We start from the raw sequence: 25,383 nt of genomic DNA on the forward strand, positions 1-25,383 counted from the left end.
CTCGGTTCATCCGGCGGCGGGCGGCCGGGCGCCGACACGGGGCGCGGTGCCGAGGTGCTCGCCGACGCGTTTGACCAGCCGTGCCATCTCGTACGCCACGAGGCCGATGTCGGCGGTCACGGCGGTGAGGAGGGCGAGGCACGATCCGTCGCCCGCCGCGGCCACGAACAGGAAACCCTCGTCCATCTCCACCATGGTCTGGCGGACACCGCCGGCACCGAAGTGCCGTCCGGCTCCCTTGGCGAGGCTGTGGAAGCCCGAGGCGACCGCGGCGAGGTGCTCGGCGTCCTCGCGGCGCAGGTCGGTCGAGGCGCCCACGGCCAGGCCGTCGTTGGACAGCACCACGGCGTGCCGTATCTCGCTCACGCGGAGAACCAGATCGTCCAGCAGCCAGTCGAGTTCGCCGGAGCTCCGGGCGGAATGCGTGCTCGGGTCCTGGATCATGCGGGGTCTCCTTCGAAGCTGTCGCTGCCCGTCGGGCCGGGAGTGGTTCCGCGGCCGGGTCGCCTGCCGCCGCCGCGCGTCCAGCCGTCGCGGTACGCCGCCATGCGGTCCCGGACGAGCTCGGGGGTGCGTTCGTCGTCCCGGGGTGCGGGCGAGTGCGGTGGCTCCTCGGGGCGCCCCTCGCGCAGTTGGGGTGCGAGGCTGGCCTGCCGTACGCGACGCGGGAGGTCGTCGGAGCTTTCGGGCTGCTCCTGGGGCCGGTGCAGTCGCAAGGTGGCGACTCCTGGGGGTGGGGTGTGGCTCGTGGTCTCCGCGACGGCCGGGACGGGAGCCACCAGGGCGCGCCGGTCGGCCGGTGCCGGGACGGCGTCGGGGACGGTGTCCTGATGCGGGATGCCGTCGGGCACGCGCGCGTGGGCGCGTTCCTCGGGCTGCCGCGCGTGCACCTCTTCGCCGTGGGCACGTTCCGCCGCCCCGGTGTGCAGCAGGGCGGTGGGCACCAGGACGACCGCGGTGGTGCCGCCGTACGGCGAGGTCCTCAGGTGGACCTTGATGCCGTGTCGGGCGGCGAGCCTGCTGACCACGAACAGGCCGAGCCGGTCGCTGTCGAACAGGTCGAGCGCCTCGGACTGCTCGATGCGGCGGTTGGCCTCGGCGAGGGTCTCCTTGCCCATGCCGAGGCCGCGGTCCTCGACCTCGACGGCGTAGCCGTTGCCGACGGGTTCGCCGGTGACGCGCACGCGCGTGTGGGGCGGCGAGAATTGGGCGGCGTTCTCGATGATCTCGGCGAGGAGGTGCGTGAGGTCGGCCACGGCCGCGCCGACGACGGCCGCCTCGGGGAGTTGCCGTACCTCCACGCGCGCGTAGTCCTCCACTTCGGAGACGGCCGCGCGGACCACGTTGGTCAGGGAGACGGGCCTGCGCCAGGCCCGGCCGGGGGCCGCTCCGGAGAGGATGATCAGGCTCTCCGCGTGGCGCCGCATACGGGTGGTGAGGTGGTCGAGGCGGAAGAGGTCGCTCAGTTCGTTCGGGTCGTCGGAGCGGCGTTCCATGCTGTCGAGGAGACTCAGCTGCCGGTGGACGAGGATCTGGCTGCGGCGGGCGAGGTTGACGAAGACGCCGGAGATGCCGCTGGCCAGTTCGGCGCGCTCGACGGCGGCCCGCAGCGCGGCACGGTGGACGGTGCCGAGGGCCTCGGCGACCTGCCCGGTCTCGTCCTCGGCGGCCGGTCCCGGCGGTGCCTCGGCGCGGATGTCGATCTCCTCGCCCGCGCGCAGTCTCCGCATGGCCTCCGGGAGTTTGCGCCGGGCGATCTCCAGGGCGCTGTTGCGCAGGCTCACGAGCTCCACCACGAGTCCGCGGCCGATGCGTACGGAGATGACGAGCGAGGCGGCGACGGCGGCGAGGCCGAGCAGGACGGCCGCACCGGCCGGGGTGAGCAGTCCCCGGGTGAACGGGTCGGCCCGTTCCGCGACGCCTCGTGCGGCGTCGTCCTCGATCGTGCGCATACCGTTCTGCACACGCCCGTGGGCGGTGTTCCAGGTGCTTTCGGGTGTCGCCTCGATCGCCTTCGCGCCCGGTCCGCCGGCCAGGATCCCGTCCTCGGCGTCGCCCAGCCCGGCGTAGGCGCTGCTGTCGGCTAGGGAGTTCCACGCGGAGCGTTCGGTGCCGCGCAGGTCGGCGACGGCCGACTCGGTCAGGGTACGGCGCAGGTCGACGGCGCCGGTGAAGAGCCGGAGCCGTTCCCCGGTCAGGGTGCCGGACAGGCGGGCACTCGCCAGCAGCGCGTCCTCCCGGGCCAACGCCTCGCCGGCGCGGGAGAATTCGAGCAGCACGCGCGCGTCGGAGCCGAGGTCGGCGTCCTGGATTCCGGTGAGGGCACCGCCGACGCCGAGAGCCTCCGAGACGGTCCGGGTGTAGCGGTTGTACGTCTCGGCCCAGCCCGCGCGCCGGTCCCGCACCTCGGTCCGCAGCGAACGCAGTTGCTCAGCACGGGCGACGAACGCCTCCAGCCGGCGGGCGACTCCGGCGGGCAGCTCCTCGCTGTCGGCGACGGTGCTGTTCTCGCCGAGCCGCAGTTTCGCGACGGCCCGGTCGGTGCGCCGGGCGAGTTCGTCCAGTTCGTCGGTCCCTGCGGCGGAGGGGTCGGTGGCGCGGCGTACGGCGGCAGCGCGTTCGGCCTGGAGGGCGGCGACCGCGGCGGAGACGGGGGCGCGGACCACGGCGTCCACGCGCTGGACCTGCCGGAGCCGGGAGACGTCCTGGGCGGTGGTGACGGTGGCGTGGGCCCACAGGGCCAGGAGGGAGACGACCGGCACCATCAACAGGCAGACGATCTTGGCGCGCACGGTACGGGGGCGTATGTGCCAGCCCTCCGCGTGCGTGGACGCTCCGTCCGGTGCGGCCCCCGAGGGCGCCTCGGCGCCCTCGTCGGCCGGTGGTCCGGCATGTGCGCGTCGGCCGCGCACGGGCGGGGGCGGCGCCTCGGCGCCGGCTGTGGGGGTCCTACGGGGTATACGCATGGACTCCTCGCTCGGGGGTGGTTCGGGGCGTGTCACCCCGGCTTCGGGGCGTGCCGTCCGGGCTTCGGGACCTGCCGTCCAAACCGTGGGGCGTGCCTTCAGGACCGTGGGGCGTGCCGTTCAGACCGCGGGGCGTGCCGTCCAGAGGGCCTGTCGCCCGCCCCGCCGGGCCTCGGTCGCGGCTAACGGGCGACGCTTTCGACCGGCCGCTGGGCCGACGCGGACGCCTCACGCTCCCCTGCTGTCGGCGACAGCGCGACAAAGGCGGAGGTCAGGAAGAGGTAGGACCCGAGGCCGACGGCGAGGGGGAAGATGAACTGCATCGCCGTGGCCCCGGGCAGTGCCTCCCCGGAGGGCGTCACGCGCACGCTCACCGCGAACATCCCGGTGTAGTGCATGCTGCTGACGGCCGCGCCCATGATCAGGGAGGCAAGGGTGACCGCGACGGGCGACTTGATGTTGAGCGCCGCCCACAGGGCCGCCGTCGCGGCGACGACGGCGATCAGGACGGACAGCCCGACGAGCACCGGGTCGTAGGTCACGTCGCCGTGGAGGCGGACGGCCGCCATGCCCAGGTAGTGCATGCTCGCGACGCCGAGGCCGGTGGTGAGCCCGCCGATCAGCAGGGCCCGGCCGCGGTCCCGGCCGTAGCCGACGGCGAAGACGCCGAGGCAGACGACGACCATGGCGACGAGGAGGCTCAACAGGGTGAGCGGCACGTCGTAGCGGATATCGGTGCCGGCGACGCTGAAACCGAGCATGGCCACGAAGTGCATGGTCCAGATGCCGGTGCCGATCGCCGAGGCGGCGGTGACGAGCCAGTTGCGGCGCGAGCGCCCGGTGGCGGCGAGCGCACGGACGGTGCAGCGCAGCCCGAGGGCGGCGCCTATGCAGGCCATCACGTACGACAGCGCGGGGGTCAGCCACCCCAGGGCGGCGTGGTCCAGGTGTCCCATGACCCCGGGACGCTAGACCCGGCAGGGGCGCACGAAGGGGACGCATTTCGAAAGGTGTTGGAATATGACGCAAGGATGTACCGGAACGATCGAGTCACGCTCGAACGTGTGCACTGAGGCGTCATCCGTGCCGGTGAGGAATCATTCGTGCCGGTGAGGAATCATGCCGTACATGAGCGACGACCAGACGCGTGTCCAGGAGTTCTTCACCGCCCGCGCCGCCGACTGGGACAGCCGGTTCCCCGACGACGGTCCGGCCTACGCGGCCGCGGTCGCCGAGCTCGGACTGCGCCCGGGCGACCGCGTGCTCGACGCGGGGTGCGGCACCGGACGCGCCCTGCCGCCGCTGCGTGCCGCCGTGGGGCCCTCGGGAGTGGTGCTCGGGGCCGATCTGACCCCGGCCATGCTGCGGGAGGCGGTGCGGGCCGGACGGGACCGGGACGGGACGTTGCTGCTCACGGACGTCGCCGCGCTGCCGCTGCGCTCGCACTCGCTGGACGCCGTGTTCGGGGCGGGCCTGATCTCGCATCTGCCGAGTCCGGCCGAGAACCTGCGGGAGCTGGCCCGCGTGGTGCGTCCCGGTGGTGTGCTGGCGCTGTTCCACCCGATCGGCAGGGCGGCCCTGGCCGCGCGCCACGGTCGCCCGCTCACCCCGGACGACCTGCGTGCCGAGCCCAACCTCCGGACGCTTCTGGCCGGTTCGGGATGGCGCATGACGTCGTACGTCGACGAGGACGCCCGCTTCCTGGCGCTCGCCGTCCACGAGGACTGAGCTGCCGCGTCGCCCGGCCGCGTCACCTGGCTTCGTCACCCGGCCTCGGCGTCCGACGCCGCCACGTGCCGCACGGGACAACCCCGGACGCCCGGGACCGGGTGCGTGCCCAGGTCGGCGAGCCGGTAGCCGTACGGGTAGCCCTTGATCTCCCAGTTCTGGCGGGCGAAGTGCGGGGCGCGCCGGGGCGGCAGCAGCCGGACGGCGCGCCCCCGCAGCCGTACCGCGCGACGCACCCACGCGCGCGTGGCGGGGCTCGGCGGGGTGTAGCGGAAGGAACGCAGCAGCGAGTCGTCGAGCAGCGCGAGGGTCGTGGTACGCAGCAGCGGGGCGAGCGGGCGCGGGTACCAGGAGGACATCAGGTCGAGCGTGGCGTCCGAGACCCGCCGGGCCTCCTCGTCCCAGGAGAAGTGGGCCGCCTCGTAGCCGTCGAGGCAGGTCTCGAACTCCTCATAGGTCTCGGGGATGTCCTTGATGCCCATGTGCCGGCCCAGCGTGCGGTAGTGGACGGCACTGGCGACGATCTCGTGGCGCGACATTCTGCGCCACCCGTAGGCGTCGATCCACCGTTTGGGCACCACGACGAACGTGCAGAGCACGTAGCGCATGTCGTCATTGCTGATGTCGTAGCTGCGGTGCATCTGGTTGATGCGGCGGATCGCGGTCCTGCCCTGGTCGCTGCCGAAGCCGTGCTCGACAACGGCGTCCAGGAGCAGCGACGTGTCGTCGTAACGCTTCTGCGTCCGCTCCGTGAGTTCCGCCGTCTCGGCGAGCAGCCGGCCGATGCTCGGGACGGCGTACGTGCGGTACAGGGCCAGCTCCAGGGCGCGGGTGAAGTCCCAGGGGAACTCGTAGGCCACGCTCAGCCGGTAGATCTCCGTTGCCTCGCGGTACGGGTCCATCCGCCGTATCTGTTCCAGCCGTGCGAAGCGCCTCACAGTGCCTCCCCCTTCTGCCACCGGAAATCCAACTTTACGCTGGTGTCCGGGAGATGACCGGCCGACGGGACATCCGCACAGGGGGAAGGTGGTCAGCATGTGGGGCAAGGTCCGGAAGGCCGGAGGCAGAGTCGCTCATGCCTTGCGCACGGAGACGAAGGCCGGCGAGGGCAAACGTCCACACAATCTTTTCGAGGCGGCCGCGGCCTACGTCACGGCGAGCGCGGAGGACGACCAGGAGCGGGCCGACGAGGCGGCCGGCTGGGTGTCGCCCGAGGCGCTGTCGTTCGGGGTGAACGAGCTGGCCTGCCGGGCCGTCATCGCGCTGGCGCGGGAACGCGGCCAGTCGCCCCGGACCGTGGCCCGTGAGTTGCTGGGGCTGCCGGCGGAGTGACGCGCCCGGCCGGGAGGGCCGATTCGCCCCGTCCGCCGGAAAACGGCAGCTCCAAGTGCGCTTACGAGGCCGTGACAAGCGGCTTCCGCGCACACTAGGGTGCGCGCCGGTGGACGAACCGATGGGGAGGCTGGGATGGCCGGGACGGATGAGGACACCGTCGCCGCCGCGGACGACGCGCTCTATGTGCTCACGGCGGTGCTGCTGACGCCGGCGAAGTTCCCGAGCGTGCTGGGCGACGACTATCCGGAGGCGTGCGCGGCGCTCGGCCTCGCGCCGCTCGCCGACGGGTACGGGCTGGTGCTCGGCCAGGACGGCGACGGTGCCCGGTGGACCGTGGTCATCGACGACGTCTCCCTGGTGGCCGTCGCGATCGCGTCCTGGGACTGCGGGATGGAGTACGAGCTGTCGCCCGACGAGCGCACGGTCGTCGCGGCCCTGCCCGGCTGGCCTCTCGCGGTCGCCGTCGCGGCGCCCGGAGTGCCCGCGCCGCACGATCCCGGCCCGGAGGCCGACGACCGGCCCCCGCTGGCTCCGCCGGACACCACGGCCTGGGGCCCTGCCCAGCGGCGTCTGGGCGCGGACGAGATCGCGCTTCAGTGGGCGATGTGGCGGGAACAGGTCGACGACTCGGCCTTCCCGGCGCCGGGGTCCTCGGCGACCCCGGGCGACGGGGGCGCTGCGGCCGACGGTCCGGGCGGAGGCGGGGAGAAGAGGCAGCAGGGCCACAGCGGCATCCGGCGCGTCCTCGCGGAGGCCCGCACGTACATCGACTCCCCGCCGCCGCTGGGCCGGGTCCGGTCGTCGTTCGCGCCGGGTGACGCGCGGATCCTGCGGGCCGACGGTCCCGGCTGGTCGCTCGTGGCCAGGACCGACGACATCGCCTTCGTGCTGCTGGACGAGGAACCCGGCGAGGTCCTGCCGGTGGGCCGGGGGCCGGAGCTGCCGGGTCTCCTAGAGGCCCTCGACAAGATGGCCATACGGCCGAACTGAGCCGGTGCAAGATGGCCATACGGCCGAACTGAGCCGGTGCGGTCTCGGCCGGGCCGGTCATCAGCGCGTCAACGGCCCAGCTCCTTGCGGGTGGCGCGGCGCAGCCTTCGCCGCTGCGAGGGGTCCAGCGTGAGATACGCGGCGGCCGGGACTCCCAGGATGATCAGGAGCGATGCCCACCAGGGCAGCCAGATCAACAGGATGAGCCCGACCGCCACACCGCCTGCGGCGATCTTGGCGTTCTTGGACATGATGTCGCCTCCTTCGCGGCCACTGCCGCTCTCTGTCTCGAAAACGGACCCGCGCTTGCGGCAGTTCCGGACCGCGTCCCTGAGACATCCCTGAGACGCGACCCCTACGCACTCCTGAGACCTCTATGGTGACCCAGCTCACAGTCAAGTCATACCAAGAGGTTGCGGGAAGTGCTGTATCCTCGGCGGCTCCGACTCCGCTAGTCAAATTTGAGGAATAAGCCATAGCCGAGCATCCGACTCCCCCGGCACCCTCCTCCGACTTCTCCGAACTGGCCCACTGCCGCGCCGTGTTCCTGCCCGGCGACCCGGCCCGCACGGGCAGCGTCGCCTTCTGGCGGCCGGACGGCGAGACCCCTCCGGCCACGGCGTCGGCGTCCGTGACAGACCTGACCGTTGTCGTGCCCGGCGCCGACGGGGTCGAGCCGCAGAGCGTGCCCGCCGTCCTGGTGCCGGTGGGCACCGCCCTGCCGGTCCTCATGCGGGCGCGTACCGGCGTGCAGGGGCACCGGGCCACCGTGTTCTGGGGCGCGGCGGCCGCGCACGCCCTGCACCTCGTGGCGCGCGGACTGGTGCTGCCGGGGTTGTCCCCGGGCGACCACGACGCCTGGCGCACGGGCCCGCTGCGCGCCCAGGAGGTCGAAGCCATACGCCGCCTCGCCGCCGCCATGCCGCCCGAGGCGCACGCCGTGCCGCTGGCGGGCGCCGGGCCGCTGCGACTGCCCGACCCTGAGCAGCTCCTGCGCGACTTCCTCGACGCGGTCGCCGACACCCTGCCCCGCTCCCCCGCCGCGCCGCTGGTCACCGGCGGACCCGCCTACGCCTCGCCCGAGCCGGTGCGTCTGCCCGAGCAGCGCGCGTGGGCCGCCGACGTCGCCGCGGGCCACGACGCGGGCGTGCGGCTGTCGCTGCGGATCGAGGCGGACGGCCTGACGGACGCGGCGGCCGACGACGCGGACGTGACGTTCCGGGCCGTGCTCCAGGTGCACAGCGTGAGCGATCCCGCGCTCGTGGCGGACGCCGCGGACGTCTGGGCCGGCGCCGGGGGCGGGTCCTTCGGCCCGCGCGCGCGGATGGATGCCCTGCTCGCTCTGCGCCGCGCGGCCCGGGCCTGGGCCCCGCTCATGCCCCTGCTGTCGGCGACCGTGCCGGACGCGGTCGAGCTCGCCGACGAGGAGGTCACCGAGCTGCTCGGCCCGGGCGCCCGGGCGCTGGCGGCGGCCGGAGTCGACGTGCACTGGCCGAAGGGTCTGACCCCCGAGCTCACCACGCGCGCGGAGGTGGGACCTTCCGACGACGAACCGGAGTCCGGCAAGGCCTTCGCCGCCATGCCGTCGTTCCTGTCCGCCGACGCGCTGCTCGCCTTCGACTGGTCGTTCGCGCTGGGCGACCGGAGGCTGAGCCGCGAAGAGCTGGACCGGCTCGCCGAGGCCAAGCGCCCTGTGGTGCGGCTGCGCGACCAGTGGGTCCTGATCGACCCTCAGGAGGTACGCCTGGCCCGCTCCCGGCAGGACCACAAGGTCACGCCGGTGGACGCGCTGGGCGCGGCCCTGACGGGCTGGGCGGAGGTGGACGGCCGCCGGGTCGAGGTGCGGCCCACCGGGTGGCTGGCGGCTCTGCGGGAGCGGCTCGCGGACCCCGAGGCGCAGCAGCCCGTGGAGCAGCCGGCCGCCCTCGCGGCCACCCTGCGGGACTACCAGCGGCGGGGCCTGACCTGGCTCGCCGGTATGACCTCGCTGGGCCTCGGCTGCTGCCTCGCCGACGACATGGGGCTCGGCAAGACGATCACGCTGATCGCCCTGCACCTGCACCGGCAGACCGACACCCGGTCCGCCGGGCCCACCCTGGTGGTCTGCCCGACGTCCCTGATGGGCAACTGGCAGCGGGAGATCGAGCGGTTCGCGCCCGGCACACCCGTGCGGCGCTTCCACGGCGCGCGGCGCGGCCTCGACGGCCTGGCCGACGGGGAGTTCGTGCTCACCACGTACGGCACGATGCGCCTGGACGCGCCCCGGCTCGCCGAGGTGCCGTGGGGCATGCTCGTGGCGGACGAGGCCCAGCACGTGAAGAACCCGCACTCCTCGACCGCGCGGGCACTGCGTTCCATCGGCGCACGCGCGCGCGTGGCGCTCACCGGCACCCCGGTGGAGAACAATCTGTCGGAGCTGTGGGCGATCCTCGACTGGACCACTCCCGGGCTGCTGGGCCGGCTCGGCACCTTCCGCAGGCGATACGCGGAGGCCGTCGAGGGCGGTCAGGACCCGGCCGCCGCGGACCGGCTGGCCCGCCTCGTACGGCCGTTCCTGCTCCGCCGCCGCAAGTCGGATCCGGGGATCGCGCCCGAGCTGCCGCCGAAGACGGAGACCGATCACGCGGTGTCGCTCACCCAGGAGCAGGCAGGCCTGTACGCGGCCGTGGTGCGCGAGGCGCTCGCGGAGATCTCCGGCGCCGACAGCATGGCGCGGCGCGGACTGATCGTGAAGCTGCTGACCGGCCTCAAGCAGGTCTGCAACCACCCGGCGCAGTACCTCAAGGAGGAGCGGCCGGTGATCGCCGGACGCTCGGGGAAGCTGGAGCTGCTGGAGGAACTGCTCGACACGATTCTCGCCGAGGAGGCGGGCGTGCTGATCTTCACGCAGTACGTGCAGACGGCCCGCCTCCTCGAACGGCACCTGGCCGCCCGCGGCACACCCTCGCAGTTCCTGCACGGCGGGACGCCCGTCGCCGAGCGCGAGGCCATGGTGCGGCGCTTCCAGGACGGCCACGTGCCTGTGTTCCTGCTGTCGTTGAAGGCGGCGGGCACCGGTCTGAACCTCACCCGGGCCGAGCACGTCGTGCACTACGACCGCTGGTGGAACCCGGCCGTCGAGGCCCAGGCGACCGACCGCGCGCACCGCATCGGCCAGACCCGGCCCGTGCAGGTGCACCGGCTCGTCGCCGAGGGAACCATCGAGGACCGCATCGCCGAGCTGCTGGCCCGCAAGCGGGAGCTGGCGGACGCGGTCCTGGGCTCCGGCGAGGCCGCCCTCACGGAGCTGACGGACGCGGAGCTGGCGGATCTGGTCGAACTGCGAGGGGGCCTGCGATGACTCGGTACGACACTGACATGGAGCGCACGTTCGCCGCGCTGCCGCCCGCGCGCGGACGGGGCTTCGCACAGACCTGGTGGGGCCAGGCCTGGCTGAAGGCGCTGGAGGACACGGCACTGGACTCGGCGCAGCTCAAGACGGGCCGCCGGCTCGCGCGCGCCGGAGCGGTCGGAGCGGTGTCGGTGCGCCCGGGGCGGCTCACGGCCGTCGTCCAGGACCGCGACCGCACAGCCCACCGGGCCGACGTCCTGCTGGACGGGCTCTCGCCCGAGCAGTGGGACCGCTTCCTGGACATGACCGTGGAGCGGGCCGGTCACGTGGCGGCGCTGCTGGACCGGGAGATGCCGCCTCACCTGGTCGAGGACGCGGCGGCCGCGGGCGTCGAACTGCTGCCGGGCCTGGGCGATCTGGAGCCGGAGTGCGGCTGCGGAGCCTGGGACCACTGCGGGCACACGGCAGCGCTCTGCTACCAGGTGGCGCGGTTGCTGGACCAGGACCCGTTCGTCCTGTTCCTGATGCGGGGACGCGACGAAGCCACCCTGCTGAACGATCTCCAGTCGCGCAGCGGCGCCTCCGCCGCGGAGCGTTCCGGTCACGAGGGTGTGGACGCGGCCGAGGCGTACGCGGCCGGCGACATCCTGCCTCCGCTGCCGCCCCTGCCCGGACTCCCCGATGAGCCGGGGGTGCCGCCGTCCCTGGACACCGAGACGCCGCCCGCTCCGGGTATCGACCCGGCCGCGCTGGAGTTCCTGGCCGCGCGGACCGCCGTACAGGCCCACCGGCTGCTCGCGGAGTCACTCCGGGACACGGACGGACAGCGCCCTCCCGGCGCGAACTCGACCGTCGCGGAAGACGCCGTACGGCTGGCCGCGGGCGCCCCGTGGCAAGAGGTGGCGGACCGTCTCGCCGACGGGTCGGGACGCGGCCGGGAGGGCCTGGCAGCGGCGGTCCGTGCCTGGCGCCACGGCGGTACGGCCGCGTTGTCCGTGCTCGACGAGGAGTGGAAGGTGGAGGGCGAGACGCTCGCACGCGCGCGTGCCGCCCTGGGGTCGGCCTGGGACGCTGACGAGCGGCCGGAACTGCGGGCGCGGGGCAACCGCTGGACGGTCGTCGGCGCACCGGTCCAGCTGCGCCTCGGCCGGGACGGCCGGTGGTGGCCGTACCACAAGGAACGCGGCCGCTGGCTGCCCTCGGGAGGCGCCGCGCAGGATCCGGCGACGGCACTGACATCGGCGGAGCTCGCCGCCGGTGACGAAGCCGCTCTGAGCTCAGGGCAGTAGCTCGCCGGTGTCCAGGGACGGCAGGAGCGATTCGAGGCCGCTCGGCAGATCGCTCGGCAACCGGCTGGGAAAACCCGACGGCAGCCGGGTCGGCAGCTTGCTGGGCACCTCGGTGGGCAGCTGGGTGGGGATGCCGAAGGACGGGGCGGGGGTGCGGCTCGTGCTCTCGGCGGGCGGCTCCCGGTCCGGCGAGTCGTCGCTTCCCCTGGCCATCAGCACCACCAAGGACACGGCTGCGACGGCCACGAGCAGGGCGAGCAGGATGAGCAGCGGATTCCGGCGCCGGGGAGGCCCCGGCGGATGAGGCGGTACGGGCGGCATGGCCATACCGACCAGAGTCGCCGCGCACGGCCTCAACGCGGCAGGGGCGCACTCGAGTTGATACCGGCTCATGGCGTGGATCGCATGATTCCGGAGCATTACGGAACCGCCGGCCGGTCACACACCCCGTGACCGGCCGACGTCCGGCACGCGCGCGTGCGCTCAGCCGCGGGCCCCCAGCAGGTGGTCCATCGCCAGCTGGTCCAAGTGCTCGAAGGCCATGCCGCGGGCGGCGGCCGCGTCGACGTCGAAGGCCTCGAAGGCCGACCGGTCGGCGAGCAGGGCCTGGAGGCCGTCCGCGGCGGTGGGCTGGGCCAGCTCGTCCAGGCGGGCCGCACTCAGGGCCTCCTGGACCTCCGGGTCGGCACGGAAGGCGGCGGCGCGCTCCTTGAGGATGAGGTAGTTGCGCATGCAGCCGGCCGCCGAGGCCCACACCCCGTCGAGGTCCTCGGTCCGCGGCGGCTTGAAGTCGAAGTGCCGCGGGCCGGTGTAGCCGGCCGACTCCAGCAGGTCGACCAGCCAGAACGCGGCACGCAGGTCGCCGGCGCCGAAGCGCAGGTCCTGGTCGTACTTGATGCCGGACTGGCCGTTGAGGTCGATGTGGAACAGCTTGCCCGCCCACAGCGCCTGCGCGATGCCGTGCGGGAAGTTCAGCCCGGCCATCTGCTCGTGCCCGACCTCGGGGTTCACGCCGTACAGCTCCGGACGCTCCAGGCGCTCGATGAAGGCCAGGGCGTGGCCGACGGTGGGCAGCAGGATGTCGCCGCGCGGCTCGTTCGGCTTGGGCTCGATCGCGAAGCGCAGGTCGTAGCCCTGGGAGGTGACGTACTCGCCGAGCAGGTCGAAGGCCTCCTTCATCCGGTCCAGGGCCGCGCGGACGTCCTTGGCGGCGCCCGACTCGGCGCCCTCCCGGCCGCCCCAGGCCACGTACACCTGGGCGCCGAGCTCGACGGCGAGGTCGATGTTGCGGATGGTCTTGCGCAGCGCGTAGCGGCGCACGTCGCGGTCGTTGGCGGTGAACGCGCCGTCCTTGAAGACCGGGTGCGTGAAGAGGTTGGTGGTGGCCATCGGGACCTTCATGCCCGTGGCGTCCAGTGCCTGCCGGAAGCGCTTGATGTGGGCTTCGCGCTCGGTGTCGCTCGAGCCGAACGGGATCAGGTCGTCGTCGTGGAAGGTGACGCCGTGGGCGCCGAGCTCGGCCAGTCGCTGCACCGTCTCGACCGGGTCGAGGGCACGCCGCGTGGCGTCGCCGAAGGGATCCCGTCCCTGCCAGCCGACGGTCCACAGTCCGAAGGTGAACCTGTCCTCGGGGGTGGGCTGGTAGCTCATGCCGCGGCTCCTTGCTCGCTGAGGCTATTTCGTCATGCCGATTTACAAATTAGTATGCGAGCACCTTCCTGGGAAGAGACAAGGTGTCTCGGGACGAGAGCAGAGGGAGAAACCCGATGTCAGAAGCCGAGGGTCCGCTCGTCGTCGGCGTGGACTCGTCCACCCAGTCCACCAAGGCGCTGGTCGTCGACGCGGCCACCGGCCGGGTCGTCGCGAGCGGCCAGGCGCCGCACACGGTCTCCTCGGGGGCCGGGCGCGAGAGCGATCCGCGGCAGTGGTGGGACGCGCTGTGCGAGGCCCTGCGCCAGTGCGGCGAGGCGGCGCACGAGGCCGCCGCGGTGTCGGTCGGCGGGCAGCAGCACGGCCTGGTCACCCTGGACGACCGGGGCGAGCCGGTGCGGCCCGCCCTGCTGTGGAACGACGTGCGTTCGGCGCCGCAGGCTCGCCGGCTGACCGAGGAACTGGGTGGCTCGAAGTTCTGGGCCGAACGCACCGGCAGCGTCCCCGCCGCCTCCTTCACGGTCACCAAGTGGGCCTGGCTGGCCGAGCACGAGCCCGAGGCGGCGCGCGCCACGAAGGCCGTGCGCCTGCCCCACGACTACCTCACCGAGCGGCTCACCGGGCAGGGCACGACCGACCGCGGCGACGTCTCCGGGACGGGCTGGTGGGCGTCCGGGACGGAGTCGTACGACGAGGAGATCCTGGCGCACGTGGGGCTCGACCCGGCCCTCCTGCCCCGTGTGATCCGGCCCGGCGAGGTGGCGGGCACGGTGCGCGACAGCCATGATCTGCCGTTCTCCAAGGGCACCCTGGTCGCACCCGGCACCGGCGACAACGCCGCCGCGGCGCTGGGCCTGGGGCTGCGTCCGGGCATGCCGGTGATGAGCCTCGGTACTTCCGGCACGGTGTACGCGGTGTCGCAGCGGCGGCCCGCCGACCCGAGCGGCACGGTGGCCGGTTTCGCCGACGCCCGCGGTGACTGGCTGCCGCTGGCCTGCACCCTGAACTGCACGCTCGCCGTGGACCGCGTCGCGACGCTGCTGGGCTTGGACCGCGAGGCCGTCGAACCCGGCACGGCCGTGACGCTGCTGCCCTTCCTGGACGGCGAACGCACCCCGAACCTGCCGAACGCCTCCGGTCTGCTGCACGGCCTGCGCCACGACACGACCGCCGGCCAGCTGCTCCAGGCCGCCTACGACGGTGCCGTCCACTCCCTGCTCGGCGCACTCGACCTGGTCCTGGACCAGGACGCGGACCCCTCGGCGCCCCTGTTGCTGATCGGCGGCGGTGCCCGGGGCGCGGCGTGGCAGCAGACCGTCCTGCGGCTGTCGGGGCGTCCCGTGCAGGTGCCCGAGGCCAAGGAGCTGGTGGCGCTCGGTGCCGCCGCCCAGGCGGCCGGAGTGCTGACGGGGGAGGACCCGGCGGCGGTCGCCCGGCGCTGGAACACGGCGGCCGGGCCGGTGCTCGACGCCGTCGAGAGGGACGAGGAGACGATGGCCAGGATCGCCGGGGTACTCTCCGACGCGGCTCCGCTGCTGGAGCAACCCACGGACACCCACTGAGGACTGGCGTCAGGCATGACCGCACCGCTGCACGAGGCCCGTCCGGCCGGCCCGGGACGCGCCCTGCCGGACACCCAGCAGGGCATGCGCCGCCGCAACCTCGCCCGTGTCCTGCACGCCGTCCGCGCCGAGGGGCCGCTGTCCCGGGCCGCCGTCGCCTCACGGATCGGCCTGACCCGGGCGGCGGTGTCGACGCTCGTCGACGAACTCATCCGCTCCGGCCTGCTGGAGGAACTGGGGCCCGAACGGCCCGGCCGGGTGGGCCGCCCCGGTTCCGCGCTCGCGCTGAGCGGACGCGGCCCGGCGGGGATCGGCGCGGAGGTCGGCGTCGACCATCTCGCGGTCTGTGCCGTGGACCTGCGCGGCGCGACCCGGTCGCGGGCGATACGCCAGGGCGCGAACCGCGGCCGCTCCCCCGGGCCCGTGCTCGCCGAGCTGACCGAACTCGTCCGCCGGGTCGTCGCCGAGGCGGAGGGCGAGGGCCTGTGGCCGGCCGGTCTCGCCGTGGCCGTGCCGGGTCTGGTGGCGCGCGACGCCCGGACCGTCGTACGCGCCCCGAACCTCGGCTGGCACGACACGGACCTCGGCGACCTGCTGCCGGCGGACCTCCCGCTGACCGTGGACAACGAGGCCAATTTCGGCGCGCTCGCCGAACTCTGGCTCGGCGACGGCACGCCGCGCGACTTCCTGCACGTGTCGGCGGAGATCGGCATCGGTGCGGCGGTCGTCGTGGACGGCGGACTGCTGCGCGGAACCCGCGGTTTCGCGGGCGAGTTGGGGCATGTGCCGGTCCAGCCGGACGGGCCGGAGTGCGCGTGCGGCGGGCACGGGTGCCTGGAGCAGTACGCCGGCGAGGAGGCGGTGCTGCGCGCGGCCGGTCTGGAGCCGGACGAGGACCGGGTCGGGCTGCTGGCGGGACTCGCGGCCGAGGGCGACGAGGACGTACGCCGTGCCCTGCGCGACGCGGGCACCGCGCTCGGAGTCGCCCTGACCGGGGCGGTCAATCTGCTCGACCCGGAGAGCGTGGTGCTGGGCGGGGAACTGTCCGGGCTGGCGCCGTGGCTGCTGCCGTCGCTGCGGGACGAGTTGGCGCGCCGTACGGCGGGCCCGGCCTGTCCCGTGTCCGTGTCCCGGCTGGGTCCTCAGGGGCCACTGCTGGGGGCCGCGCACTCGGTCGTGCGGGCGGTGCTGGACGATCCGGCCACCGTTGCCGAGCGGGCCTGACGACGGGCCCTGACCCAGGCGGGACCAGCTCACCACGCCCGTCAATCACCCAACCGGGTGAGCGAGTTGTCCACATCTCCGCACCCCTCCACCGAAATGCATCGCTTCCTTCGGGCCGACCGGCTGGCGACGTAACTTGATCCACGCGGGCCGCGACCACAACGGCCGCCGCTCCCAGCAGCTGAGCAAGAGACACCCGCCGTCGAGCCCGGAAGGCACACACTCATGGAACGGACCACCCCCTTCCCCAGCAGGCGAGGCCTCCTCATGGGCGCCGCCCTCACCGCCGTCCCGTACGCCCTGTTCCCCGACGCACGGGCCGCCGCCCGGCCCCAGGCAGTCGACCACCCCGGAGCCGCATGGCACCCGGCGAGCCGCAGCAACTACACGCCGTCGGACCGCCCCCGCGCCCATCCGCTGCGCTACGTGATCATCCACGTCGCGCAGACGACCTACTCCGGCACCCTGTCCGTCTTCCGGAATCCCAGGAAGAAGGTGTCCGCGCACTACGTGGTGCGCTCGTCCGACGGGCACGTGGCACAGTGCGTGCGCGAGACCGACATCGCGTGGCACGCGGGGAACTGGGACTACAACACCCGCAGCATCGGCATCGAGCACGAGGGCTGGGTGGACCAGCCGTCGTACTTCACCGACGCGATGTACGAGCGGTCGGCCCGGCTCACCGCGGCGATCTGCGCGAGGTACGACATCCCCAGGAACCGGGCGCACATCATCGGCCACCACGAGGTACCGGGCAGCGACCACACCGATCCCGGCCGGCACTGGGACTGGAAGCGCTATATGAGACTGGTCGACAACTCCGCCTGAGAACAGCGCATTTCCCTACCTCTGCCCCGGCCCTCCACCTCACGTCCCGGTTACAAAACGCTCAACCTCTGGTTGCGGCACGGTAAGCGCGCAACGATGGGAGCATGACTCTGGCCCAGCGCGCCCTGGAGCGTTTGCAGGCCTGGCCCGACCTGATGGCGGGCCCGGCGAGTTGCGGCACCGGACGGGCACTCCGTTCCGTCCGTGACGAAATCGTCCACTTCCACTCGAGACGGGACGTCGACCTCCACCTCACCCGCCGGGCCATCCAGCGCTTCCATTACGACCTCGCCGGTTCGAGCGCGATCCACCTGGTGCCCGGATCGTGCTGGGTGACGGTCCACCTCGACTGCGAGGCGGACATCGACCTGCTGCTGAGCCTGGTGAGCATCGCCCTCAAGGCCCACCAGACCCCGCCCGCCGGCCAGGAACCGCAGCCGGCCGGGTGCAACTTCCACCGTGTCACGGTCCTGCCGCGCGACGCCGTGGCGGGCGGCTGAGCCTTGGCGACCCGACCGGAGGCCGTCAACGCGGAGGCGTGGCGCACGTACGGAGCACACCACCTGCGGCGTGGCACGGTGCTGCCCGAGGTGGCGGGGATCGACTGGGGGTTCGAGGGCGCCGGGCCGGGGATCGAGGTGCTCGGGGAACTGACCGGCCGGCGTGTGCTGGACCTCGGGTGCGGTCCGGCCCGGCACGCCGCCCATCTGGTCCGTGCTCACGGCGCGCTGGTGGACGCCGTCGACTCCTCGAGCGGGCAGTACGAACGGGCGCGCGCCCGCTACGGATCCCTGCCCGGGCTGCGCCTGGTCCTGGCCGACGCGGTGGAGCATCTGCGCTCGGCGGAGGCGTACGACGTCATCTACTCGGTCAACGCCGTGCCCTACATCGACCCGCACCGGCTGCTGCCCGCCCTGGCCGCGGCGCTCAGGCCGGGCGGCAGGCTCTGCTTCACCGTGCTGCACACCAACTCGCACGGTGACGGCCCGTCGGACGAGGTCGTCGCCCGGCCGGAGATCCTGCGGCTGGCCGGCGGCGGGGACGTCACCGTCCAGATGTGGGTCCTCGACCCGGAACTCTGGACGGCCCTGCTCGCCGAGCACGGGCTGCGCGTGGAGCAGGTCGACGTCCTCGACACGCCGCAGGCCGACAACCACGCGTCGTACCGGCTCTTCCGGGTGACACGGCCCGTCCGCGTCTCCTCCCGGCCGCGCACCGCCAAGCCGCCGGTGGCCCATGCCGCGCTCGGGGTCGGTGCCGTCCTGCACGGGCCACGCGGACTGCTCCTGGGCCGGCACCGGCACGGAACCTGGGAGCTGCCCGGCGGGACGGTGGAGCCCGGGGAGTCGTTGCGGGAGGCGGTCGTGCGCGAACTCGGCGAGGAGACGGGGCTCGACGCCCGGCCGGAGGACGTCCGGCTGCTGGGGACACTCCTCGACGACGCCGGCGGTGTCGTACGGGTGACGGTGGCCGCCTGGGTCACCGCCTGGCGTGGAGAGCCGTCGGACCAGCCCGGGGAGAGCGTGGGCCGCTGGCGCTGGTTCGCCCTGGACCGGCTGCCGGAGGAGCTGTTCGTGTGCAGCGCGCAGTCCCTCACCGCCTGGCGGCCGGGTCTGCCGATCGACCACACGCCCGCTCACTTCACGCCGTACGACACCGGAACGGGCGACAGCTGAAGCACCCGGAAGGGTGCGCTTTTTCAGCCGTTCCCGCGTAGTCGGCGCACAGCCACACTGCCGGTCCTCGTGATCTGCTGCACTGCCCTTGAGAGTCCGGACAGTTGACGAGGCATCAGGGGGCACGGTGACAGGTCGTCGCAGGCGACGGGGAGCAGGCAGAGCGGTATTGGCGTTTCTCACGGCGTTCGGCGCGCTGGCCGGTGCGGCCCTGGCGGGGGCGGCTCCGGCCGGCGCCGTCCAGAAGGGTGTACGGATCGCGCCGGGTGTCATGTACGAGGAGTTCGACATCAAGGCGGCCGAGGGGGTGACCCATGCGCACGTACTGAGGGTCGACCTGGGCCATCCTCGGGTACGGGTCGATCTGCTGTATCCCGGGGCCGTGGCCTCGCGCGCACAGGTCTCGCGGATGGCCGACTCCCAGGGGGCCGTCGCCGGTGTCAACGGCGACTTCTTCAACATCACCGAGACGCAGCACCCGGGCGTCGAGGCGACCGGCGCGAGCGTCGGTCCGGCGATCGCGGCCGGGCGGACGCTCAAGGCGGCCGTGCCGAACGGACAGCGTTTCGGCCCCGCGCTGCCGCCCGGCACGACCACCGAGGACGTGTTCGGCGTCGGCACCGACGGGGTGGCGCGGCTGGACAGGCTGGCCCTGGACGGCTCGGTCCGTACGGCCGAGGCGCAGGTGCCGCTGGGCGGGCTCAACCAGTACGCGCTGCCGGTGGGTTCGGTCGGTGCGTTCACCTCCGACTGGGGCAGCGTCTCCCGCGTGCGCGCCACGTGCGGCACGGACATGGACCGGGCCGCCCCCTGCAGTACGGACACCTACGAGGTGACGGTCCGCGACGGCAAGGTGGTGTCAGCCGCCGACACGCCCGGCAGCGGTCCCATCGCCGCGGGGACGACGGTGCTGGTCGGCCGGGAGGCCGGGGCCCAGCGGTTGCGGAAGTTGTCCACCGGCGAAGCGGTCGACGTCGAGCACCGTCTCGTGGCGGCCACGGACGGCACCGCGTACCGCCTCGCCCTCGGCGGCTACCCGGTCCTCACGGACGGGCGGCCGCTGCCGGGTCTGGACGACACGACGTCGGCCGTCCGTACGGCCGTGGGGATCGCCGACGGCGGGCGGCGGATGCTGCTGCTCGCGCTGGACGGCGCCGCCGCCTACCGCAGCGGCCTGACGATCGCCGAAGTGGCCGGCATCATGCGGAAGCTGGGCTCGGACGACGCCTTCAGCCTGGACGGCGGCGGCTCGTCGACGCTGGTCGCCCGGAAGGCGGGCGCGGGCAGCGTCTCGGTGCGCAACCACCCCAGCGGCGGCGCCGAACGCGCCGTTCCGAACGGCATCGGCGTGTTCTCGGGGCCGTGACGTCAGGGCCGCAGACCGCTGACGATGTCCGCCGTCGCCGTGAGGCCGCTGTGGATGGTGGGGGCGATGCTGGTGCTGGCCAGGTAGAAGCCGAGCAGCAGGCAGACCAGCGCATGGGAGACCTTCAGGCCGCCGTTGCGCAGGAAGATCACCGCCAGGATCCCGAGCAGCAGCACCACAGAGATGGAAATGGCCATCGTCGACTCCTCCGCCACGCCGCCATGTCCGTTTCACAGCGTTCGGCCGTAAGTGTGGCGTAGCGGAGGGTTCGTCCGGGCAGCTGACCTGTCCGCCGAACGTGTGATGTCCGTGTCCTACGTGTCCAAGGAGTCCAAGGTGTCGCGTACGCGTCCTACGCCGGCCGCCGGGCGTCCAGGAACGCCTCCAGTCCGGCGAGGTCGTCCGTGTTGAGGTAGTCGACGTCCGCGGCGAGCAGTTCGGCCCACAGCGCCTCACGGGCGGGCCCGGCGAGATCCGGGGTCGCCCAGAACCGCACCTTCTGCCCCCGCCTGTGCGCGGCCCGGACGATACCCCGCAGCTTCTCGCGCTCGGCGTCCGGGAACGCGCCCACGCCCTGCCAGGTGAAGTTGAGCGTCCAGTTGTCGCTGATCAGCGGGATGAAGGAGGCCGGCGCCTGGCTGCCGAGGTCGGCGAGCCGGCCGTCGTAGAAGGCGCGTCGGACGGTCTGGGCCTCCATGGGGGCACGGGCAGCACGGTCGCCGGAGATGACGGCGGTGACCGGGCCGGGGTGGACGCGGCCGTGGGCGTACGTCGTGAACAGGTGCCGGTAACGCCTGAGGTGGCGGTCGAGTTCGAGGTACGTCGACGAGCCCTCGGTCTTGATGTCGACGAGCAGTTGCAGCGATCCGCGGTACCCCCGGTACACGCGACCGCGGTTGGCCCGCACGCGCGCGGCGAGCGGGTCGAGGTAGAGGGACTCCAGCGTGCGGGCCGGGTCGAGGTCCTCCGGGTCGTGGGCGACGAGGAGCTGGTCGCCGACGAGGTGGATGTCGGCCTCGACGCTGCCGAAGCGGTGGCCGAGGGCGTCGAGCAGGGGGCGCGGGTGCTCGTAGTCGTTGTGGGCGTGGGCGTGCCACAACGGGCGGGGCCCGTGCCGCCGTTCGCCGGCGCGGGCGTGGGCGGCGGGGAGGGCGACCGAACCCGCGAGGGCGGCGCCGAGGGTGGTGAGGGCTCTGCGACGGGTGGTGAGGTCCATGCTCTGCCTCCCTGGAAGTGCCGTACGGGATCCCTGCGAGTATGGGGTGCCGACAGGGCCAAGGCGCAGGGTCTTGCGGGTAGTTGGCCGGAGTGCCGTCGTGCGTTCACTTCACCGGGACAGGGCACACGAAAAAGCCCGCCCCTGGCGGGACGGGCTTTTCTCCGGCGTCGACGAGGCGTCAGCGGATGTCTGTCAGGGGGCCTGGAGGTCGACCAGTCCGGCCAGTGCCTCACGGTGGGCGCCGGCCGTGCCGTAGGCGATCGAGTCGGCCTTCGCGCGCTTCAGGTACAGATGCACCGGGTGCTCCCACGTCATGCCGATGCCGCCGTGCAGTTGCAGTGCCTCCTCGGCGGCGTGGACGGCCACGGGCGCCGCGTAGGCCTGGGCCACAGTGACCGCCACGTCGGCGTCCTGGCCGGCCGACAGGGCGCCGGCGGCGTTGCGGGCGGACGCGCGGAGGCCCGCGACCTCCAGCCACAGCTGGGCCAGCCGGTGCTTGAGCGCCTGGAAGCCGCCGACGGGCCGGTTGAACTGTTTGCGGTCCTTGAGGTAGCGGACGGTCTCCGTCAGCGTCCAGTCGGCCAGGCCGAGCTGTTCGGAGGCGAGCAGCCCGGCTCCGGCACGCAGGGCGCGGCGTACGGCGGGTTCGGCGTCGCCCAGCAGACGGCCCGGCACCCCGTCGAGGATGACGGTCGCCAGCGGCCGGGTCAGGTCCAGGGAGACCTGGGGTGTGACGGTCGCGGCGGTGGCGTCGACCGCGTACAGGCCGCCGTCGTCGGCGGGCACGAGCAGCACGTCGGCGACGGCCGCGTCCGCGATGCCGGTCAGTTCGCCGTGCAGCAGGCCGTTCTCGTGCTGGACGACCTTGTAGGCGGCGCCCGGTGCGACGTGGAGGGCGACCGCGAGGGCTCCGATCGACGTCCCGGAGGCGAGCTCGGTGAGCAGATCGTCGGTCCCGCAGGCGAGCAGCGCCTCGGTGGCGACGACCGCGCTCGTGAGATACGGGACGGGCGCGACCGCACGTCCCAGTTCCTCCAGCACCACGGCGGCTTCCCGGTGCGTGGCTCCCTGGCCGTCCAGCTCCTCCGGCACCAGCAGGCCCGCGAGGCCCATGCCGTCGGTGAGTGCCTTCCACAGCGCCAGGTTGTGCGGGGCGTCCGACTCGACGCGGGCGATGACGCCGGTGGCGTCGCAGTGGTCGGCGAGCAGGTCGCGGACGGCGGCGCGCAGCGCCTCTTCCTCCTCCGAGTACAACAGGTCGGGCTGTGTGCTCATCGGGCCAGGTCCTTCCAGGCGACGTCCTTGTCGGTGCGCGGTTCGGCGGGCAGGCCGAGGACGCGCTCGGCGACGATGTTCAGCAGGACCTCGCTGGTCCCGCCCTCGATGCTGTTGCCCTTGGAGCGCAGGTAGCGGTAGCCGGCCTCGCGGCCGGTGAAGTCGACCAGCTCCGGGCGGCGCATGGTCCAGTCGTCGTACAACAGGCCCTCCTCACCGAGGAGTTCCACCTCCAGGCCGCTGATCTCCTGGTTGAGACGGGCGAAGGCGAGCTTCATGCCGGCGCCCTCGGGGCCGGGCTGGCCGGCCACGAGCTGCTGGCGCAGCCGCTCACCGGTGAGCCGGGCGACCTCGGCCTCGACCCAGAGCTTCAGCAGGCGCTGATGCAGGTCGTGGGTGCGCAACTCCGGGCGCTCGCGCCAGGTCTTGGAGACCGGGCCGATCATGCCGCCTTCGCGCGGCAGCCGCATGCCGCCGATGGCGACGCGCTCGTTGTTCAGGGTGGTCTGCGCGACCCGCCAGCCGTCTCCGGCCTCGCCGAGGCGGCGCGAGTCCGGGATGCGGACGTCGGTGAGGAACACCTCGTTGAACTCGGCCTCGCCGGTGATCTGCCGCAGCGGGCGCACCTCGACACCAGGGTCGGTCATGTCGCAGACGAAGTACGTGATGCCCCGGTGCTTGGGCACGTCCGGGTCGGTGCGGGCGATGAGGATCGCCCAGCGGGCCACATGGGCGCTGGACGTCCAGACCTTCTGCCCGTTGACCACCCAGCCGTCGCCCTCCCGCACCGCCCGTGTGCGCAGCGCGGCCAGGTCGGACCCGGCACCCGGCTCGCTGAACAGCTGGCACCAGACCTCCTCGCCCACCCAAAGAGGCCTGAGGAACCGCTGCTTCTGCTCCTCGGTGCCGTACTTGAGGATCGTCGGCGCGGCCATCCCGAGACCGATGCCGATGCGTCGCGGGTCGTTGTCGGGCGCCCCGGCCGCCTCCAACTCGGCGTCCACCACGGCCTGGAGGGAACGGGGAGCGCCGAGGCCGCCGAGGCCCTCCGGGTAGTGCACCCAGGCCAGTCCGGCGTCGAAGCGGGCCCGGAGGAAGTCCAGGCGGTCGGTCGAGGCCGGCGGATGCGCGGCCAGCAATTCCCGTGTACGGGTGCGCAGTTCCTCGGCGCTGGTCACACCGCGCTGCTCTCCGCTGGTCATGCTGCCTCCTCCACGACGACGGCGATCCGGCCGGTGGTCAGGCCGTCCGCGACCTTCTGCACGGCGGCGGCCGCCCCGCCGAGCGGCACGCGTTCGCTCACCAGCGGCTTGATCGCGCCACGGGCGGCCAGCTCGGTGAGCTGCTCGTGGCAGTGCTGGACCAGCTTCGGGTTCTTGGTGTTGTACAGGCCCCAGTGCAGGCCGAGGATCGAGTAGTTCTTCACCAGGGCGTGGTTCAGCCCCGGGCTGGGGATCGTGCCGCTGGCGAAGCCGACGACCACGATGCGCCCCTCGAAGGCGACGACCTTGGCGGACTGGGCGTAGGCCTCGCCGCCGACCGGGTCGTAGATCACGTCGGCGCCCCGGCCGCCGGTGGCCTCCTTGACGGCGGCGACGACATCCTCGGAGCGCCGGTCGATCACGACGTCGCAGCCCAGCTCGCGGGCGACGGCCGCCTTCCCGGAGCCGCCGACGACACCGATGACGGTGGCGCCGGCGGCCTTCCCGAGCTGCACGGCCGCGCTGCCGACCCCTCCTGCGGCAGCGTGGACGAGCAGGGTCTCGCCGGCCTCCAGACCGGCCCGGCGGTGCAGACCGAACCAGCCCGTCTGGTAGCCGATGTGCAGGGCCGCGGCCTCCGCGTCGTCCAGGGCGTCCGGCGCGGGCAGGATGGCGGCGGAGTCCGCGACGGCGTACTCGGCGAAGCCGCCGTACGGCAAGGCCGGGTTGGCGATCACCCGGCGGCCGTCCTCGGTCTCGCCGCAGATCTCCACGCCCGGGGTGAACGGCAGCGGCGGCCTGACCTGGTACTGGCCCCGGCACAGCAGGGCGTCCGGGAAGTTGATGTTGGCTGCCCGCACCTTCAGCAGGACCTGGCCGTCACCGGGCACCGGCGGCGCCACGTCCGCCAGGCGCATCACCTCGCTCGGCTCGCCGTTCTCGTGCACGTGCCATGCCTGCATGCGGGTCCTCCACGGGCTGCGTCGACTGCGTCGTCCGACCGGGGTCGATTCGCATACTAAGCGGTCGCTTGACGATCTGGGAACCGTCGGATGCGTCACGGCCGTCCGAGATTCGGGACAGTCGGACGCGTCACGGCCGCCTCGGCCGCGCCCGCACGTGCATCCGCTCCCCCTGCGGCCCGAACAGGCTGAGGAACTCCACGGGCCCCTCCCCCGTAGACCCGAACCAGTGCGGCACGCGGGTGTCGAACTCCGCGGCCTCCCCCGCCGTGAGCACCACGTCGTGCTCGCCCAGCACCAGGCGCAGCTTGCCGGACAGCACGTACAGCCACTCGTATCCCTCGTGCGTGCGCGGGTCCGGCTCCTGCCTGCGCTGGGGCTCCAGCACCTTGTAGGCCTGGAGGCCGCCGGGCTGACGGGTGAGCGGCCAGTGGGTGCGGCCGAACATCTCGATCGGCTTCGACCGTACCCGCGGGTCACCGGCCGGAGGGGCCCCGACCAGCTCGTCCAGGGCCACCTGGTGCGCCCGGGCGATCGGCAGCAGCAGCTCCAGGCTGGGTTTGCGCAGGCCGGACTCCAGCCGCGACAGGGTGCTGACGGAGATGCCGGTGGTCTCGGAGAGCGCAGCCAGGGTCACCTCCCGCTCCTTCCGCATCTGCCGCAGCCGGGGGCCGACGCCCGCGAGTACCTCGTCCGTGGTCATGGTCGTATTGCAGATTCGGCAAACATGTTTGTCAATCCCGTGGCACCGGGCGACTCTCGGCGGTGGAGGTGGTCACC

The 25,383-nt window shown here is 73.2% G+C and carries 24 protein-coding genes; 11 read left to right on the forward strand and 13 right to left on the reverse strand.

The features are described 5' to 3' along the window. Positions 1 to 6: 6 nt before the first annotated feature. The 3 genes from ACZ6TU_RS26620 to ACZ6TU_RS26630 form a co-directional block, all read right to left on the reverse strand. Complete coding sequence (locus tag ACZ6TU_RS26620; protein ID WP_020277336.1) at positions 7 to 444, reverse strand: roadblock/LC7 domain-containing protein; 438 nt, start codon at positions 442 to 444, stop codon at positions 7 to 9. After that, on the reverse strand, positions 441 to 2,966 hold the full coding sequence (locus ACZ6TU_RS26625) for a sensor histidine kinase (protein ID WP_469551566.1): 2,526 nt from the start codon (positions 2,964 to 2,966) through the stop codon (positions 441 to 443). The genes ACZ6TU_RS26620 and ACZ6TU_RS26625 overlap by 4 nt, the downstream gene beginning before the upstream one ends. Before the next feature lie 182 nt (positions 2,967 to 3,148). Beyond that, positions 3,149 to 3,922 carry an MHYT domain-containing protein gene (locus tag ACZ6TU_RS26630; RefSeq protein WP_467676101.1) on the reverse strand — a complete coding sequence of 258 codons (774 nt, stop codon included), beginning with the start codon at positions 3,920 to 3,922 and terminating at the stop codon, positions 3,149 to 3,151. Positions 3,923 to 4,094: 172 nt separating this feature from the next. Between ACZ6TU_RS26630 and ACZ6TU_RS26635 the strand changes: the two genes are divergently transcribed. Further along, entirely contained in the window at positions 4,095 to 4,694 is a 600-nt protein-coding gene (locus ACZ6TU_RS26635; protein ID WP_469551570.1) for a class I SAM-dependent methyltransferase, read from the forward strand. 35 nt (positions 4,695 to 4,729) lie between these two features. On the opposite strand, the gene ACZ6TU_RS26640 is transcribed toward ACZ6TU_RS26635, so the two are convergent. Continuing rightward, a complete protein-coding gene (locus ACZ6TU_RS26640; protein WP_467676105.1) occupies positions 4,730 to 5,632 on the reverse strand; it encodes an oxygenase MpaB family protein in 903 nt (300 codons plus the stop codon). 97 nt (positions 5,633 to 5,729) lie between these two features. Between ACZ6TU_RS26640 and ACZ6TU_RS26645 the strand changes: the two genes are divergently transcribed. Both ACZ6TU_RS26645 and ACZ6TU_RS26650 read left to right on the forward strand, forming a co-directional pair. After that, on the forward strand, positions 5,730 to 6,026 hold the full coding sequence (locus ACZ6TU_RS26645; RefSeq protein WP_467676107.1) for a hypothetical protein: 297 nt from the start codon (positions 5,730 to 5,732) through the stop codon (positions 6,024 to 6,026). A 135-nt stretch (positions 6,027 to 6,161) separates the two neighbouring features. Then, entirely contained in the window at positions 6,162 to 7,019 is an 858-nt protein-coding gene (locus ACZ6TU_RS26650) for a hypothetical protein (RefSeq protein ID WP_467676109.1), read from the forward strand. Between the two features lie 68 nt (positions 7,020 to 7,087). On the opposite strand, the gene ACZ6TU_RS26655 is transcribed toward ACZ6TU_RS26650, so the two are convergent. Then, positions 7,088 to 7,270 carry a hypothetical protein gene (locus ACZ6TU_RS26655; protein WP_010040978.1) on the reverse strand — a complete coding sequence of 61 codons (183 nt, stop codon included), beginning with the start codon at positions 7,268 to 7,270 and terminating at the stop codon, positions 7,088 to 7,090. A gap of 296 nt (positions 7,271 to 7,566) precedes the next feature. Here ACZ6TU_RS26655 and ACZ6TU_RS26660 point away from each other — a divergent pair, with 296 nt between their 5' ends. Continuing rightward, entirely contained in the window at positions 7,567 to 10,359 is a 2,793-nt protein-coding gene (locus tag ACZ6TU_RS26660; protein WP_469551822.1) for a DEAD/DEAH box helicase, read from the forward strand. Further along, positions 10,356 to 11,639, forward strand: coding sequence for an SWIM zinc finger family protein (locus ACZ6TU_RS26665; RefSeq protein WP_469551575.1), 1,284 nt, complete (start codon positions 10,356 to 10,358; stop codon positions 11,637 to 11,639). The genes ACZ6TU_RS26660 and ACZ6TU_RS26665 overlap by 4 nt, the downstream gene beginning before the upstream one ends. On the opposite strand, the gene ACZ6TU_RS26670 is transcribed toward ACZ6TU_RS26665, so the two are convergent. Both ACZ6TU_RS26670 and xylA read right to left on the reverse strand, forming a co-directional pair. Next, complete coding sequence (locus ACZ6TU_RS26670) at positions 11,628 to 11,966, reverse strand: hypothetical protein (RefSeq protein WP_469551578.1); 339 nt, start codon at positions 11,964 to 11,966, stop codon at positions 11,628 to 11,630. The genes ACZ6TU_RS26665 and ACZ6TU_RS26670 overlap by 12 nt on opposite strands. A gap of 156 nt (positions 11,967 to 12,122) precedes the next feature. Continuing rightward, entirely contained in the window at positions 12,123 to 13,289 is a 1,167-nt protein-coding gene (gene xylA, locus ACZ6TU_RS26675) for a xylose isomerase (RefSeq protein WP_467676115.1), read from the reverse strand. Between the two features lie 116 nt (positions 13,290 to 13,405). Between xylA and xylB the strand changes: the two genes are divergently transcribed. The 6 genes from xylB (at position 13,406) to ACZ6TU_RS26705 (ending at position 19,945) form a co-directional block, all read left to right on the forward strand. After that, positions 13,406 to 14,851, forward strand: a complete 1,446-nt coding sequence (gene xylB, locus ACZ6TU_RS26680) for a xylulokinase (RefSeq protein WP_469551583.1) — start codon at positions 13,406 to 13,408, stop codon at positions 14,849 to 14,851. A gap of 15 nt (positions 14,852 to 14,866) precedes the next feature. Beyond that, positions 14,867 to 16,075, forward strand: coding sequence for an ROK family protein (locus ACZ6TU_RS26685; protein ID WP_467676119.1), 1,209 nt, complete (start codon positions 14,867 to 14,869; stop codon positions 16,073 to 16,075). Between the two features lie 225 nt (positions 16,076 to 16,300). Next, positions 16,301 to 16,903, forward strand: a complete 603-nt coding sequence (locus ACZ6TU_RS26690) for an N-acetylmuramoyl-L-alanine amidase (protein ID WP_469551585.1) — start codon at positions 16,301 to 16,303, stop codon at positions 16,901 to 16,903. Between the two features lie 104 nt (positions 16,904 to 17,007). After that, on the forward strand, positions 17,008 to 17,403 hold the full coding sequence (locus ACZ6TU_RS26695) for a luciferase domain-containing protein (RefSeq protein ID WP_467676123.1): 396 nt from the start codon (positions 17,008 to 17,010) through the stop codon (positions 17,401 to 17,403). 3 nt (positions 17,404 to 17,406) lie between these two features. Continuing rightward, positions 17,407 to 18,579 (forward strand): bifunctional class I SAM-dependent methyltransferase/NUDIX hydrolase, encoded by a 1,173-nt coding sequence (locus tag ACZ6TU_RS26700; RefSeq protein ID WP_469551589.1) that lies wholly within the window; start codon positions 17,407 to 17,409, stop codon positions 18,577 to 18,579. 127 nt (positions 18,580 to 18,706) lie between these two features. Further along, positions 18,707 to 19,945 (forward strand): phosphodiester glycosidase family protein, encoded by a 1,239-nt coding sequence (locus tag ACZ6TU_RS26705; RefSeq protein WP_469551593.1) that lies wholly within the window; start codon positions 18,707 to 18,709, stop codon positions 19,943 to 19,945. Between the two features lie 2 nt (positions 19,946 to 19,947). Here the strand turns inward: ACZ6TU_RS26705 and ACZ6TU_RS26710 are convergent, their stop codons facing one another. The 6 genes from ACZ6TU_RS26710 to ACZ6TU_RS26735 form a co-directional block, all read right to left on the reverse strand. After that, positions 19,948 to 20,142, reverse strand: coding sequence for a hypothetical protein (locus tag ACZ6TU_RS26710; RefSeq protein ID WP_467676128.1), 195 nt, complete (start codon positions 20,140 to 20,142; stop codon positions 19,948 to 19,950). A 155-nt stretch (positions 20,143 to 20,297) separates the two neighbouring features. Then, positions 20,298 to 21,161: a phosphatidylinositol-specific phospholipase C/glycerophosphodiester phosphodiesterase family protein gene (locus ACZ6TU_RS26715; RefSeq protein ID WP_469551596.1), complete on the reverse strand. Its 864-nt coding sequence runs from the start codon at positions 21,159 to 21,161 to the stop codon at positions 20,298 to 20,300. Between the two features lie 195 nt (positions 21,162 to 21,356). Continuing rightward, positions 21,357 to 22,439, reverse strand: a complete 1,083-nt coding sequence (locus ACZ6TU_RS26720; RefSeq protein WP_467676132.1) for an acyl-CoA dehydrogenase family protein — start codon at positions 22,437 to 22,439, stop codon at positions 21,357 to 21,359. Beyond that, complete coding sequence (locus tag ACZ6TU_RS26725) at positions 22,436 to 23,617, reverse strand: acyl-CoA dehydrogenase family protein (protein WP_467676680.1); 1,182 nt, start codon at positions 23,615 to 23,617, stop codon at positions 22,436 to 22,438. Before ACZ6TU_RS26725 ends, ACZ6TU_RS26720 begins: the two co-directional genes overlap by 4 nt. A 20-nt stretch (positions 23,618 to 23,637) precedes the next feature. Then, the gene (locus tag ACZ6TU_RS26730) at positions 23,638 to 24,603 is read right to left on the reverse strand and encodes an NADPH:quinone oxidoreductase family protein (RefSeq protein WP_467676134.1); all 966 of its coding nucleotides are present in this window, start codon (positions 24,601 to 24,603) and stop codon (positions 23,638 to 23,640) included. Positions 24,604 to 24,733: 130 nt separating this feature from the next. Continuing rightward, on the reverse strand, positions 24,734 to 25,306 hold the full coding sequence (locus ACZ6TU_RS26735) for a helix-turn-helix domain-containing protein (RefSeq protein WP_467676136.1): 573 nt from the start codon (positions 25,304 to 25,306) through the stop codon (positions 24,734 to 24,736). Between the last annotated feature and the right edge of the window lie 77 nt (positions 25,307 to 25,383).

Source organism: Streptomyces sp. NPDC052064, from assembly GCF_055585925.1.